Source organism: Chryseolinea sp. H1M3-3 (assembly GCF_029360725.1).
Taxonomy (GTDB): Bacteria; Bacteroidota; Bacteroidia; order Cytophagales; family Cyclobacteriaceae; genus Chryseolinea.
In genome coordinates this window covers 1-15,734 of sequence record NZ_JARKMY010000014.1, presented here as the reverse complement: position 1 = coordinate 15,734, position 15,734 = coordinate 1, and the positions used below count along the sequence as shown (strand labels likewise).

Below are 15,734 nucleotides of genomic sequence, written 5' to 3'. Positions count from 1 at the left end.
GCGTCGTGGCTAGAACGTACTGACGGCATCACCAGGAATAACTTATTTAAACCAAGCTATCATAGGGGGGACCGGTGCTGGCAGGCCGATTTAGGCCAAATCCTGGAAAAAAAGTTTTCATTTTTAAATTCTATTGGTTAACGTTGAATGAGATTTGGCCGACGCTGCTTCTTGTCAATGCAGTTTCCCGAGTCTTAATGTCTGTGTACAGGCATTGTCTGTGTCAAAGGTTGGTGATAAAGATTTGTTATGAACAAAATATCAACCATCATTCTTTTGACGATTTCATTGACCGGATCCGCCCAGCATATTTTGGGAAAGTGGTATATGGTGAATCGGAGTGGACTTACCGAGTTTAAAATCACAAAAGATTCTTTAGTGAGCAGAAGTATGTTCCCCAATTTGACACCAAAAGGTGGAAGGGAGGCCTCGCCCTATGACACTATCGTCACGCTGGATAGTAAAGCTTTAATCATTAGTCGCGCCAATGGCGACACGTCGAAGTATACAGCCATGGTTATTTTCGACATCACGAATGATCTATTTCAAATGGCATGGAATGCGAGCGACACTGCCATGGGTGATATTCATTCCCTGATTGAATTTCACAAAGCAGAGAGCGAACCACTATTTGGATACTATATCTACAATGAAAAACTTCTCAGCAGGCTTAATCAGATGAAAGACTTGCGTACCATGACGCTGCAGGATTTTAAACAATATGCCGAGGTTTACGTCAACAAAATTGAATCAACAAATTCAGCATTCGAACAATATAACGCAGGGTATGCCGCTGTTACCTATCATTTTCAATTAATAACCCAGGCGTTGTTCGACTCCGGATTTAATCCCATTCAAAATAATTCAGCAGTAGTAGGCGTGTATAAAAAGTACTATGACAATCCCGAAGTAAAAAATATCATGCAGAAGGGATTGCCTAAAGATTGATTCAAAGATGTACCGATGACGTAATTCAGAAAAGTTGTATGAACGCGGAATGCTAAACAGCAAATTAAAATTGGCCAAGACAACAGGTCAGGTGTAGTGGTGGAGTAGGTGTTTAGTACCCTTGTTGAGATACATATCTATATTTTCTTATTTTTGATTTTTATACACCCTTAACTACATGTTGTTTACCAAAATTAAAAACAAAGAATCAGGAGTTTTACTCTACGGCATAACACCTCCCAAAGCAACAACATCCACTGAAAAGATAAAGGAGATAGCAGAAAAGACTTTGAATAACCTTTGTTCAAAGGATATTGATGGACTCGTAGTATATGATGTGCAGGATGAATCAGCACGTACGAGCGAAGAGCGGCCATTTCCATTCGCCAGCTCCCTCGACCCTTTCGAATATGCCAGTCAATACTTGCAACGTCTCCCCATTCCAAAAATAATCTATCGGCCCGCCGGAAAGTTTACACGCGATGAGTTATCCGAATGGCTGCAAGGTCTGAAAATGCATGGGTTCTATCCAATCTTTGTAGGTTTACCTACGCCTGATTATGTTGTAAAAACCAGCCTCAACGATGCTTATAAAATTTGGCGCGAGCAACATCAGGAAACCTCCGTCATTGGTGCGGTCACCATTCCCGAGCGACATGCGATTTTAAAAGATGAGGACGTGCGGATTATTGATAAAGTAAATTGTGGCGTCTCATATTTTATTTCTCAGTGCATTTTTAATGTGGACTACACAAAAAGAATTTTAGACGATTTGATAATTGCTTGTGAAAATAAAAAGCAGGCGTTGCCGACCATTATTTTCACGTTGACCATATGTGGTTCTGTTAAGACGTTGCACTTTATGGAATGGTTGGGCATTCATGTTCCGGAGGACATAAAAGAGGAACTGAAGGTTTGCTCAAGCCCGGTAAGCCGTTCGTTGGAAATAGCAATTACCATTGCTAAGGATCTTATTCAATACTGTAAAGAAAGATCTATTCCATTTGGATTCAATATTGAAAGCGTTGCTATTAGAAAGGAAGAAGTTGATGCATCCCTCGACTTATTAAGTACGATTAGTGAATTGCTTAAAGTAAATGGTTTCAGAACTGGAGTAAAGAAACATCAGTTGGCGGAATAGCATTCGTTCTTAAAAAAGTTATGTGATGGAGCAAGTATACATCGAGAATAAAACATTCGATAAGACAAACTTTAAAGAGAATCCATTGTCCAAGGGTGTATACGAAAATTGTCATTTCATTAACTGCGACCTGGCCGATTCAAATCTTGCCGATTCAAAGTTTTTAACGTGTAACTTTACCGGGTGCAATTTGAGTTTGGCGAAACTACACAAAACGGGTTTCCAGGATGTTAAGTTTAAGGACTGTAAGATGTTGGGCTTACAATTTATGAACTGTAATGAGTTTGGCCTTTCATTCTCTTTCGAAAATTGTATGCTTAATCATTCTTCATTTTATAAGCTAAAAATCAAAAAGACTACTTTCAAAACCTCCCAATTACAAGAAACAGATTTTACAGCATGTGATTTGACGGGCTCGCTGTTTGATAATTGTGACCTGTTAAATGCAATGTTCGAAAACACAATCGTTGTGAAAGCCGATTTCCGAACGTCATACAATTATTCTATCGACCCTGAAATTAATCAAATTAAAAAGGCGAAGTTTTCTTTAACGGGCCTTCCCGGACTGTTGATGAAGTATGACATAGAAATTCAATAGCTATATCCAGGTAATACCTTTTTTTAGCATTCCTAATGTTTTTTCTTCTTCGGAACCGGCGGCAGGCTGGTAGTTATACACCCATTGAGCCTGTGGCGGCAAACTCATCAAGATTGATTCTGTCCGCCCGTCGGTATCCAACCCGAACTTCGTTCCACGGTCCCAGACAAGATTGAACTCGACGTATCGTCCTCTTCTCAAATACTGCCAGTGTTTTTCCTGTTCTGTGTACGATAGCCCGTGGTTTTTTTTCATAAAGTGAACGTAAAGTGGCGCGAAAGCAGAGCCCAGGGACTTTATAAACTCAAACCTGGATTCTTTTGTGAACCCCGAAGTATCTTTCAGGTAGTCAAAAAAAATGCCGCCAATTCCACGCGTCTCCTTTCGATGCTTGAGAAAAAAATAATCATCCGCCCAGTTTTTAAATTCAGGATAGTAGGAGGGATGATGTTGATCACAAACTGATTTTAAAGTGCTGTGAAAATGGCGTGCATCCTCCACGTTGACATAGTGCGGTGTAAGGTCGATACCGCCACCAAACCACCAGGTGCCATTGGTCATTTCGAAATACCTGACATTCATATGAATGATTGGCACCATGGGATTAAAAGGATGCAGCACTATGGAAACACCGGTGGCAAAAAAGTCGGGATGATCCGATGCGTCAATATTCATAGACTTCAACACGGGTTCAGGCGTTTTGCCCCACACCGCTGAGAAGTTTACACCTCCCTTTTCAATGATGTTTCCGTCACCAATTACGCGCGTAATTCCTCCACCGCCACCGGACCGTTGCCAGGGATCGCTTATGAATTTTCCTTTGCCGTCGGCGTCTTCAAGCTGTGTGCAAATGCTTTCTTGCAGCGCGACAAACCAGTCGCGTATTTCTTCTTTTGTAAGCATAAATTAAAATCGAAGCAAGGTATTGATTAAAAGGGAAAGCCAATCCCCACATTATAAATCACAGGCTCTTTAAAGTTTGTGTATTGCCCGTCTTCTCCTAGCGTTGCATAAGGTTTCCAAAAGCGTACTTTATCTAACACAAACTTTTCACCACTATCGCGTGCCGGGTCGTACACTTTCATACCCACATCAAACCTCAAGATCAAAAAAGAAAAATCGAACCGCAGGCCGAAGCCCGTGCCGACACCGAACTCTTTGTAAAATCGATCGATCTTGAATTGCGAACTTTCGTCCGGCACAATGTTTCCATCTTCATCCTTGGCATTTACAGGTTGAAAGCTCCAGACATTTCCTGCATCAATAAAAATTGCACCATTGACGAAGCCAAAAAGTTTTTGTCTCAATTCGATGCTAGCTTCCAATAAAATTTCCGACGGCTTTTCGATATCGTAATCAAATATTCCATCTTTTACTTTATCAGCGCTTTCCCTTGGCTTGGCTGATCCAGGCCCTAGTCGCCGCGGTCGCCACGCACGTACGCTATTGCTACCGCCTGCGAAGAAGAATTTTTCGTATGGCAAACTTCGATTGTCGCCGTAAGCATAGGCAAAGCCCGAATTAAAGCGATATGCGAGGACCGTATTCTTATCCAGTGGGTCAACCCGTCGCATATCGAGGCTAAACCGGATGTATTTAAAATATTCAAGTTTTAGTTTTTCTATAAATGTTGGTTTGCCAAAGTTCCAAATCGTACCGCCACTCTCTATTTGTGCACGGATGAAACCTGAATTCTCGGTAAGGTTTCCATAATTATTCAGGTTCCAGGTTACTGCGAAAATAATGCTATTCACGAAAGAAGGCCGGAATGCGTTTGTTAGATTATTGTTGCCCAGATCAGCTTGCTCAGCAAGTAATTGTTTAAAACTTTTCGAAAGGTTTGCCGTATCTATCACACCCAGGTTTAATGGCGTCAATGAATAGGTTCGGTTCCTGTTATTTTGCCAGGTATACGTACCGTTGACAGATACGACGGTCCTTCGATATTCAGGTCGTTCACTATAGGTGTAACCAACAGTAAATTTTGTTTTTGGATTAAACTCCGCAAATCTAAATCGTAAGCGTTCTCTGAAGGGCCAGATAAACTGAGGGAATGTTAATGATGCATTAATACCAGCCTCTGTACTGGTGTAAACATTTTGACCTTCAATGGCAGACGCGACGCCCTCAAAGCCGAATCGCCCACTTAAGTCAAAGGTCTCCATGCTTTTGAAAACATTCCTTTTCTTAAAGGAGATTACATAAAAAGGACCGGGGTATCCTTGTGTTACATTTACCCCCGCTTCATTCGTCCACTCATAACGGGTTAAAGGACTGGTAAAAATATTGGCAATGAATTTTCCGCCGGAAGTGTCATAGTTGATATTGATAAATTTAAACGCCTCCATATTGCCCAGCTGACGTTGTGTATTGAGTGTTTTTGACCTGCTATAGAGTTCTTCCGGACGTATAAACACACGTTGACTCAAAACCTTAAGGTTATAATCGTCAGCATAAAAATTGTACTTGATGTCGTGATACCTTCTGGATGTTCGCTGAATATTGGCTTTGTTGGTTCCAACATCAGTCGTAAATGTGACTGAATCAATTTTGAATTGTTTGTGATATCCGCGTTTTGCCGGATCACGAACGGAAATCATAACCGCTATCTTTCGCTCAGGTGATTTGTACGTCGTGTCGGTAGCGAAATCGATGTACTGCCTGCTAAAATCGTAATAGCCCTGGTCCTTTAACAGCAGGTCTATGCGTTCACGTTCATTGGTAAAATTATCCTGCTGAAAACGATCACCATTTTTAATTAACGTTTCCGCGATGTTCTCGTTAATGATTCTTAAGATAGCGGTGTCGGCAACATCATACACAATAGAATCAATGAGGTACGGCCTTCCAGGATACACCCGGTAAATGACAGTGACCAGTTTGTCATTAACGATAATGCTATCCGTTACCTGGCTTTTAAAGTATCCATTAGAAAACAGATATTCATTAAAACGCTCCTTTGTGATTCTTACCTGGCTGCTGTCGAAAACGGAAACAGGTTCGCCCCATTGCATCCAATTGTTCCCGTTTTCAATAAAGTCGTTGTACTTGTCGACTTTCTTCTGCTTTTTGAACTGATAATTATTGATCTTTCTCGAAGACCCTGTTCTTGAAATTTTGTCGTCATACTTCTTTTCGACCGCTTCTTTTTTCCGGATAAACTTTTCCTGGTCATAACGTCGCTCGCCAAAATAGTAGATGGAGACCGCGGGTGTAAGTGGTAGGCCAAAAAGTTTCCGATTAGGGCGTTGCGCATACAGGTCTTTCAATGCATCCTTATCGATGTTAGCAGGGGCATGAGTTCTTTGGCGATACAGGAGTTTTTCGTTTTCTTTCAGATACTTAGTACCCAGGCATCCCGAAAGAGATGCTAAAAGTCCTAAAAACAATACTATATATTTATTCCTCGAAGTACTCAAGCGTCAAAGCATGCTGTCAAAAGCCAAAATCAAGTTTATCAAATCCCTGCAAATAAAAAAATACCGGAAGCAGGAGCAATGTTTTATCGTGGAAGGTGCAAAGAGTGTGCGAGAATTGCTAACCTCCGACTTTAAGGTAAAAATACTATTGGGCACACCGGCATTCTTGTCCTCCGTAGATCATAACGAAGGCTATGAGTTAATAGAAGTGAATGAGAAGGACTTGGAAGGATTGGGCGAATTTCAATCGAATGATACTGCATTGGCGGTGGTGCAAACAAAAATGAATGATGCATTGACGGTTGATCACCAGGAATACGCCCTGGTTCTGGATGATATACGTGACCCTGGCAATTTAGGAACCATTATTCGCACCGCCGACTGGTTTGGGATGAAGAAGATAATTGCCTCAAATGAAACAGCCGATTTTTATAATCCGAAGGTCATTAGTGCCACGATGGGTTCATTTACGCGCATACAAATGTATTACACTGACCTGGCAGAATATCTATATAAAGTAAAAATACCTGTCTTTGGAACGTACCTTGAAGGCACCGATATCCACAAAGTCACCTTCGACAAAGGAGGCTTAATCATTATTGGCAATGAATCGAAGGGCATTCACCCAGCGCTTGAAAAATTTGTTACGCAGAAAATTACGATTCCCCGGTATGGCAACGCAGAATCTCTAAACGCCGGGATTGCCGCTGGCATACTTTGTTTTGCCGTCTCGGGAAAGAATCTCAAAGACGCATCCTAGGCATATCCAGGATTTCTCATACTTTCTTACTTTTACGGAGCAACTATTATCATCCTTCATCAGTTTAACCAATACCTGACGCTTTTACTTGCAGTTCAAGGCCCGTAACCCATTACGCATTCAATGATCGAATACATTATCAAACTTAAACGGGAGACCAAATCCATTTTCCGCGACCGGTGGGTATGGCGTATGGCCTGGCGTGATGCCCGTCATAATTTTTCCCGCCTGTTTTTATTTATGACTTCCCTCATCACGGGTATTGCTGCCGTTGTATCTCTGGATTCCCTGAATCAGACATTGCAAAATGATATCAATCGGAACGCAAAGGAATTATTGGGTGCGGACCTTGTCATTAATTCAGATAAAAAATTCAGTAAAGAGCTTCAGGCTCAATTTGATTCAACAAAACTTCAGCAAGCGTCGGAAGCCGATATGGCCTCTATGGTCTTATTCTTAAATAATAATCAATCGCGTTTAATTCGGTTGGTTGCGTTATCAGGTCCGTTTCCATTTTATGGTCAGATCGAAACGCTTCCCACCAACGCCTATCAAAAATTGTCGGAGGGAAAGTTTGCCATGTTAGACGAAACGTTGGCAAGTCAGTTTGAAGTCAGCTCTGGCGATTCTTTGCGTATAGGCAATACCGTGTTCACCGTTTCAGGAACGGTTTCAAAAATTCCCGGGGGTGGTGGTATCATGGCCTCGTTTACACCATCCGTTTATATTTCTTTAAATGAACTAGACTCTACCCGTCTGGTTCAGTATGGGAGCAGGGTCAACTATAAAAAGTTTCTAAAGACTTCAAATGAAGCGGAGCTGGAAGAAACCGTCAAAACGCTGGAGCCGCTGTTGAAGAAATATGGACATTCATACGAAACTGTCGAACGGCGAAAGGAAGGGCTTGGAAAAGGTTTTCTTTCCGTATATCGTTTTTTCTCGCTGCTCGCTTTTGTAGCACTCATCCTAGGGTGCATTGGTGTGGCGAGTTCAGTACACATTTATGCCCGCGAGAAACGTGAGGAAGTTGCAGTACTTCGATGTGTTGGGTCTTCCGGTTGGCAAGCTTTCAATATCTTCTTCATTCAGATCTTTGTACTGGGTATGGTCGGAAGTATTATAGGCTCTTTGCTAGGCGTTGGAATTCAGCAGATCCTTCCTTTTTTTATAAAAGATCTCATTCCATTTGATGTCGGGTTTGAATTGTCCTGGAGCTCGTTATTACTTGGTTTGCTCATCGGGACATTGGTATCCGTGTTGTTCTCCATACTACCTTTAATATCCGTTCGATTTGTACCTCCGCTTACTGTTCTGCGTGCAACACCTGCAAAACAACAACGGTTTTCAAAAGCCAAGCTAACAGCGATTGTTCTGATCATTCTTTTTCCGCTGGGGTTTGCTGCACTTCAAACAAAGAGTTTACTTACAGGTGCTTACTTTTTCCTTGGCCTAACGGCTGCCCTAGGCTGCCTTACCTTGGTAGCAATGTTATTGTTGTACCTGGTGAAACGATTTTTCCCAAATAACGCAGGATTTATTCTTAGGCATTCACTCTCCAGTTTGTTCCGGCCAAACAATCAAACACGTGTGCTGCTGGTTACAATCGGCCTTGGTGCATTTATCATTTCCACTTTGAATATCATTGAGCAAAGCATGCTTGGGCAAGTAGAATTTACAGGACAGGAAAATCAATCAAATACCATCCTTTTTGATATTCAACCTGGACAACGTGCTGGCGTCATCAAATTGATGGAAGAAAACAAACTCAAGGTAAATCAGGTAGTTCCTATTGTTACATGCCGGATCAGTGAGGTAAAAGGAAGAACAGTAGAAGCGCTTCAAAAAGATACCACCGATAAAATTCCGAATTGGTCTTTGACCCGTGAGTACCGTGTTACCTACCGGGATACTTTACATCATTCCGAAGAGTTGGTGAAAGGCGAATTGCAACACAAATCTGGTGATTCTATTTGGGTAACCATCTCGGAAGGCATGGAGGAAAATCTTAATGCGACCATTGGTGATTCAATTGTGTTTGATGTACAAGGTGTGCCCATGGCTGCAAGAATTTCAGGCATCCGGAAAGTAGACTGGCCAAAAGATCCGCCAAACTTCATTTTCGTTTTTCCTACAGGCACGTTGGAAGAAGCACCTCAAATTTTCGTAACCGCTACACGCATAAACGATCAGCAACAAGCGAATAATTTCCAGCATCAATTGGTCATGCAATTTCCGAATGTCTCTTTGATTGACCTGCGACTTATCTTAAGCACGGTGAACGACTTGTTTAATAAATTAGGATTAGTGATTCGATTTCTTGCGTTGTTTAGTATTGTTACCGGACTTGTTGTGCTGGCCGGTGCTGTGATCAACAGCAAGTTTCTGCGCATCAAGGAAAATGTTTTGCTCCGGACGATCGGGGCTCGAACCCGACAGATCATCAAGATAACCTTGATTGAATATGCATGGCTGGGTTTATTTTCTGCTTTAACTGGAATACTGCTGTCGTTGGGCAGCGGCTTTTTGCTTGCTAAATTCTTCTTTGAAATTACCTTCGCTTTTGACTGGAAGGAATTGTTAATCATTGGTTTCGGCGTTGTCGTGCTGACGATGCTTATCGGATGGTTTAATTCCAGGGAAGTGATCAATACACCGCCACTACAAGTCCTAAGAAAGGAAGGATAATACCAACGACGCCAACTGCTAACCTTGTAACTTTTAACCCGTTGAGCTTTAATCCCACAGATCATAATCTTAGATTTGTGGGCAAAAAAAACGCTTTGAATTACTTATCAGCTGAATTAGTCGCCAAAACCTATAATGATCGTTGGCTTTTTAAAGATGTATCACTCGGAATTTCGCAGGGCGAGAAACTTGCTTTAGTCGGAAATAATGGTGTAGGTAAATCCACCTTATTGAAAATTTTAACAGGGGAAATACAACCTGATGCTGGTTCTGTCAGTGTTCGGCAGGGGATCCGGATGGGTTATCTCACGCAGCAGCCTGTGATCGATGAGAATCTTACCGTGAAGGATGTTCTGTTTAGTGACACTAATGAGATAGCAAAAGTTGTTAAGGAGTATGAAGATTGTATTCATCATCCCGAGACGTCTGGCGACCGCATGCAGGCCGTATTAGAGAAAATGGAAGAACTCAATGCCTGGGACTATGAAAACAAGGTTCACGAGGTAATCGAAAAGCTTGGTGTTCCCGACATTGACAAGAAATTTGGAGAGTTATCCGGTGGTCAGAAGAAACGAATATTTCTTGCGCAGCTATTGCTGTTGGAACCAGATCTCATCATCATGGATGAGCCTACCAATCACCTGGATTTATCGGCTATTGAATGGCTTGAGAATTATCTATCAGGACAAAATATCACGCTGATCATGGTAACCCACGATCGCTATTTTCTCGACAATGTTGTTACTGAAATTGTGGAATTGGATCGTGGCCAGTTGTTCCGATACAAAGGAAAATATGCTTACTTCCTGGAAAAGAAGGCTGCACGCGAGGAACTTTTGAAAATAGAAGTGACCAAAGCCAGGAATCTATTGAAAAAGGAACTCGAATGGATGCGCCGTCAGCCGAAAGCACGCGGCACAAAAGCAAAATATCGGATTGAAGCCTACCATGAATTAGAGAAGAAAGCTTCTCAGAATTTGAAAAAAGATAAGCTCGAACTAGAAATAAAGGAAGCTCGTCAAGGTGGAAAAATCATGGAGGTTGAACATATCTCAAAAAAATACGGGGAGATGAAAATCGTTGATGATTTCTCCTATGTGTTTAAAAAGAATGATCGCATTGGTGTTGTGGGTAAGAATGGAATTGGAAAATCGACTTTTCTGGACATGCTCACCGGCAAAACCAAACCTGACAAAGGATTTGTTCAACCCGGGGTCACCACGAAATTTGGATATTTTAAACAGGAATCTGTCGGACTTAATCCCGCAAATCGAATAATCGAAGAGGTAAAGGAGATCGCAGAATTCATCACACTTTCTGACGGATCGCAAGTTTCGGCCTCCAAGTTCCTGGATATATTTTTATTTCCGCCCGAGAAGCAGTACAACTATATCAGCAAATTAAGTGGTGGTGAAAAAAAACGTTTACAGTTGCTTAAGCTTTTGGTAACAAATCCTAATTTTTTAATTCTTGATGAGCCAACAAATGATTTTGATATTGATACATTAAATGTCTTGGAAGATTTTCTCGAAAAATTCTCCGGATGTCTTTTATTGGTGTCGCATGATCGATATTTTATGGACCACCTCGTGGATCAGCTTTTTGTATTCGAAGGTGATGGGAAGATCAGGCTTTTCAACGGCAATTATTCGGATTACAGAAGTTGGCTGGAAGAAAATGAATTACAAAAAACAGCGACGCCCCTGCTCAAAGAAGTTCCACCACCCGTCAAGCTACCTGTAGCGGATGCGAAAAGGAAACCCAGTTTTAAAGAGAAGCAGGAATATGAAAAACTACAGGGAGAGATAGCTGAACTTGAGAAAAAAAAGGAGGTATTGACCCAATCTTTCGCCAACGGATCTACCGATCATCAACAAATTCAAAAATGGTCCCAGGAAATCTTAGAATTAACAAAAACCATTGAGGAAAAGACAAATAGATGGTTGGAACTAGCAGAGCACATGTAAAAACGAAGGCCTTTCGAGAGAGACACAAACACACGATAATTAATTTTCGCCGATCAAAGAAATTGCTGCGGAAATCGATTGAATAGTATAATTTTAGACAAATTTAATTTCAATGAATCTGAATTTAGACGCCGAAAAGCAAAATACCTATGATGCAATTGTAGTAGGTACTGGAATCAGTGGAGGATGGGCCGCGAAGGAACTTACAGAGAAGGGGTTAAAAACATTGGTGTTGGAACGCGGGCGCATGGTTAAGCATCCGGATTATCCGACAGCAACAAAGAATCCATGGGAATTTGAGAACGCGGGTAGACCGACGCAAGAGGATCTCCAAAAACAAGGTAAACAAGCGAGAACGGGTTATACAGTAAGGCAAGAAACGAAGCATTGGTTTGTTAACGATTTAGAAAATCCATATACCGAAGTAAACCGGTTTGATTGGATGAGAGGTTATCACGTGGGTGGAAGATCGTTGATGTGGGGCCGTCAGAGCTATCGTTTTAGTGAAATGGATTTTGAAGCCAACGCCAAAGATGGTATTGCAGTTGATTGGCCCGTGCGTTATAATGAGCTTGCGCCCTGGTATGATTATGTAGAGTCATTTATTGGTGTAAGCGGACAAGTTGAAAATCTTCCGAACCTACCGGACGGTAAATTCTTACCCCCGATGGAGTTGAATTGCGTTGAGATTGAGTTGAAAAAAGCTGTTAAGGATAAATTAGGAAGACTCATTACTATAGGGAGAACTGCCAATGCAACTGCGCCCCTTCCACATAGTCCTCAACGTGGCACGTGTCAATATCGAAATATGTGTTCCCGCGGCTGTCCTTATGGTGCATACTTCAGCAGTAATTCATCCACATTACCGGCGGCTGAGAAAACCGGTAACATGACGCTGCGACCGAATTCAATTGTGTATGAGTTGATATACGATGAACAGAAAGGTAAAGCAACAGGCGTGAAAGTGCTCGATGCCGAATCAGGGCAGCAAGTAGAATATTTTGCAAACGTAATTTTCCTGTGCGCCTCTACATTTGGTTCCACATTTATCATGTTGAATTCAATTTCAAATCGTTTTCCAAATGGTTTTGGAAATGACAGTGGTGAACTAGGTCGCAATATCATGGATCACCACTTGAGCGTTGGTGCGAGCGCTGAAGTTGAAGGTTTCGAAGATCAATACTATTTTGGAAGACGTGCCAATGGTATGTACATCCCTCGTTATCGAAACATCGGCAACGATAAACGCGACTACATTCGAGGATTTGGATACCAGGGTGGAGCAAGCCGTCAGGGATGGTCGAACATGGTGAAGGAATTAAGCTTTGGTGCTGATCTGAAAGCTGCCGCCGCCAAACCAGGCAAGTGGTCTGTAGGAATGGGTGGGTTCGGGGAAATTCTCCCTTACCATGATAACAAGGTAACACTGAACAAAGAACTTAAAGACAAACACGGTCTGCCTACACTCACATTTGATGCAGTGTTGCGCGATAATGAATTGAAGATGCGCAAAGACATGGCAAACGATGCCGCTGAGATGCTGGATGCTGCAGGTTTTAAGAACGTACAAACCTATGACAGAGAAATTGGTATTGGATTAGGTATTCACGAAATGGGTACAGCCCGTATGGGAAAAGATCCTAAGACTTCCGTTCTTAATAAATTCAATCAGGTGCATGCTTGCAAAAATGTATTTGTTACGGATGGTTCATTCATGACTTCTGCGGGTTGTCAGAATCCATCGTTAGGCTATATGGCGTTTACGGCTAGGGCAGTCGACCATGCTGTGAATGAATTAAAGAAAAGAAACATTTAAGGAATAATTATAAAAAATATTATGGATCGTAGAGAAGCATTAAAACGTACCGCTTGGCTCATGGGTGGAGCCGTTTCTGCTCCGGCTATTTTAGGTATATTGAAAGGTTGTACAGCTAAGCCAACGATTGACTGGAAACCTGTTTTCTTATCTCCTGAACAAGGCTCACTCATAACACAGGTATCGGAAATAATTATTCCTAAAACAGATACTCCGGGCGCAAAAGATGTTGGTGTTCCCGGATTTATTGATCAGATCGTGAATGAGTGTTTCACAAAAGAAGATCAGGAGAGTTTCAAAAAAGGTCTGCAGGAATTTGATGATGCGGCCAAGAAAGAACATGGAGATTCTTTTATCGAACTCGATGCGGAGGAACAAACTGCCTTTGTGAAAAAAATCCACGATGCCGCGGTGAATGCAGAAGATAATGGAAAACGCCCTTTCATTTTGACATTAAAAGAGCTTACGATGCTTGGTTTTTTTACTTCAGAACCTGGGGCCACCCAAGTGCTGCAATATAGTCCTGTACCTGGCGCCTACAAGGGATGTATTCCCTTAAGTGAGGCTGGCAACGGGAAGAGCTGGGCAACGTGATAAAGACAATGGAAAGTTGAAAGTCACAAGCAAAGATCTGCATATAAGGATCAGCACCTCTAAAGCTTCAAGACATAACCCTTAGTTACTTTTCCGCTCGCATGTGATTTAAGTTTTGCAATACTGTGATTTTGGTCATTGATGGCCTCACGATCACTTGCTAAGTTGTAAACTTATCTTTAACCCTAAGTCCAAATGAAATTATTCTTTGGATGCATTGTAGTAATTTTACTATCCTGGGAGGCGGCGCATGGTCAAACGTGGCAAGCTGTGCAATATGCAAATGGCAGCGCTCCACTTCAAAGACATGAAAATGGCTTTGTAGAAGTTGGTGGAAAATTCTATCTCGTTGGGGGACGCGGAATCCAAAGCGTCAATATTTTTGATCCCGTTACACGCATTTGGACGGCGGGTGCACCAGTGCCTGTTGAGCTGCATCATTTTCAGGCAGTCGTTTATCAAAACAACATTTATGTAATCGGTGCCATGACAGGAGGTTATCCTGACGAGGTCCCTGTTGATCGGATTTACATTTACACCCCCCAGACAAATGCATGGTCTCAGGGACCTTCTATTCCTGCTGCCCGTAGAAGAGGATCTGCGGGAGTGGTTGTTTACAATAATAAATTCTACATCGTTGGCGGAATACAAAACGGACACCGAAGTGGCTGGGTCCCTTGGCTTGATGTATTTGATCCTGCTGCAGGAACATGGAGCCAACTTGCTAACGCGCCAGAAGCCCGAGACCATTTCCATGCAGCGCTGATCAATGGTAAAATCTATTGCGCAGGTGGGAGACGTACCAGTCAACCAAATCCCGCATCGAATACTGTTAGTAACGTTGATGTTTACGATATACAGGCGGGTACCTGGTCAACGCCTTCACAGATACCCACACCCAGAGGCGGAGCTGCTGTATTTGCAGTTAATAACGAACTAATTGTAGCAGGTGGTGAGGTTGATTATACCGGCAATGCGTTGACTGCTGTTGAATCCTACAGTGTAACTACTAATTTATGGACGACCAAAACTGCATTGAATGCAGGCCGTCATGGTACGCAATCAATATTTTTTAATAATAGTGTGTACCTCTGTGCCGGTTCTTCGACTTCCGGTAGCGGTGGTGAAAATAATACAATGGCTTTCGCTGTATATGGCACTGTTGCCAATACACCACCCGTTGTTGCACAGGCTTATCCAGATCAAAACATACCTTCAACACAAACCGGTATCGTTGTAAACTTGGGTCAAGTTTTCAGCGATAATGGAGGAGTAAACAATCTGACATTCACTGTACCGAACAATACAAATGCAGCCTTAGTCAGCAATACCCAAATCGTCGGAAGTCAGTTAACATTTACACTGAGCGGCACAACTGGGACAGGCATGATTACCTTAAGAGCAACCAATGCAAGCAATGCATTTGTAGAAGATGTATTCCAGTTGACAGTTACTTCATCAGGCACGCCGCAGTTGGTGAATGTTATCAGGATTAACAGTGGTGGAGGGGCACAAAATTTTGGAGGAGAAGCTTGGGTAGCCGATCAATACTTCACAGGCGGAACACCATATTCTACAACATCCGCGATCAGCAATACAACCCAGGATCAGATTTATCAAAGTGAACGTTTTGGAAACTTCACCTACGCGATTCCGGTACCGAGTTCCGGAACGTATGCAGTGGATCTTCACCTGGCAGAAATTTATTTCAACACCACCGGATCGAGAGTATTCAGTATTAACATTGAGAACGGTCAGTTTGTAAGAACTAATGTGGACTTGATTCAGACCATTGGATCCATCAAC

Annotated in this window: 11 protein-coding genes; 9 read left to right on the top strand and 2 right to left on the bottom strand. The window is 42.2% G+C overall.

The window, feature by feature from the left end; genetic code table 11:
- Nucleotides 1-249: 249 nt before the first annotated feature.
- From P2W71_RS21260 to P2W71_RS21250, 3 genes are all read left to right on the top strand, one after another.
- Complete coding sequence (locus tag P2W71_RS21260; RefSeq protein WP_276373367.1) at nt 250-948, top strand: hypothetical protein; 699 nt, start codon at nt 250-252, stop codon at nt 946-948.
- Between the two features lie 178 nt (nt 949-1,126).
- Nucleotides 1,127-2,089 carry a methylenetetrahydrofolate reductase gene (locus P2W71_RS21255; protein WP_276373365.1) on the top strand — a complete coding sequence of 321 codons (963 nt, stop codon included), beginning with the start codon at nt 1,127-1,129 and terminating at the stop codon, nt 2,087-2,089.
- 25 nt (nt 2,090-2,114) lie between these two features.
- Nucleotides 2,115-2,687, top strand: coding sequence for a pentapeptide repeat-containing protein (locus P2W71_RS21250; RefSeq protein WP_276373363.1), 573 nt, complete (start codon nt 2,115-2,117; stop codon nt 2,685-2,687).
- Here P2W71_RS21250 and hemF read toward each other — a convergent pair whose 3' ends face one another.
- Together hemF and P2W71_RS21240 are read right to left on the bottom strand one after the other, a co-directional pair.
- On the bottom strand, nt 2,688-3,590 hold the full coding sequence (gene hemF, locus P2W71_RS21245; protein WP_276373362.1) for an oxygen-dependent coproporphyrinogen oxidase: 903 nt from the start codon (nt 3,588-3,590) through the stop codon (nt 2,688-2,690).
- 26 nt (nt 3,591-3,616) lie between these two features.
- A complete protein-coding gene (locus tag P2W71_RS21240; protein ID WP_276373361.1) occupies nt 3,617-6,076 on the bottom strand; it encodes a BamA/TamA family outer membrane protein in 2,460 nt (819 codons plus the stop codon).
- Between the two features lie 40 nt (nt 6,077-6,116).
- Here P2W71_RS21240 and P2W71_RS21235 point away from each other — a divergent pair, with 40 nt between their 5' ends.
- From P2W71_RS21235 to P2W71_RS21210, 6 genes are all read left to right on the top strand, one after another.
- Entirely contained in the window at nt 6,117-6,866 is a 750-nt protein-coding gene (locus tag P2W71_RS21235; RefSeq protein ID WP_276373360.1) for an RNA methyltransferase, read from the top strand.
- A gap of 123 nt (nt 6,867-6,989) precedes the next feature.
- A complete protein-coding gene (locus tag P2W71_RS21230) occupies nt 6,990-9,551 on the top strand; it encodes an FtsX-like permease family protein (protein ID WP_276373359.1) in 2,562 nt (853 codons plus the stop codon).
- A gap of 95 nt (nt 9,552-9,646) precedes the next feature.
- The gene (locus P2W71_RS21225; protein WP_276373357.1) at nt 9,647-11,518 is read left to right on the top strand and encodes an ABC-F family ATP-binding cassette domain-containing protein; all 1,872 of its coding nucleotides are present in this window, start codon (nt 9,647-9,649) and stop codon (nt 11,516-11,518) included.
- Between the two features lie 112 nt (nt 11,519-11,630).
- Nucleotides 11,631-13,334: a GMC family oxidoreductase gene (locus P2W71_RS21220; RefSeq protein ID WP_276373356.1), complete on the top strand. Its 1,704-nt coding sequence runs from the start codon at nt 11,631-11,633 to the stop codon at nt 13,332-13,334.
- A gap of 21 nt (nt 13,335-13,355) precedes the next feature.
- Nucleotides 13,356-13,928, top strand: a complete 573-nt coding sequence (locus P2W71_RS21215; protein ID WP_276373354.1) for a gluconate 2-dehydrogenase subunit 3 family protein — start codon at nt 13,356-13,358, stop codon at nt 13,926-13,928.
- Nucleotides 13,929-14,123: 195 nt separating this feature from the next.
- A partial coding sequence (locus P2W71_RS21210; protein ID WP_276373353.1) for a malectin domain-containing carbohydrate-binding protein occupies nt 14,124-15,734 on the top strand: 1,611 nt, incomplete at its 3' end.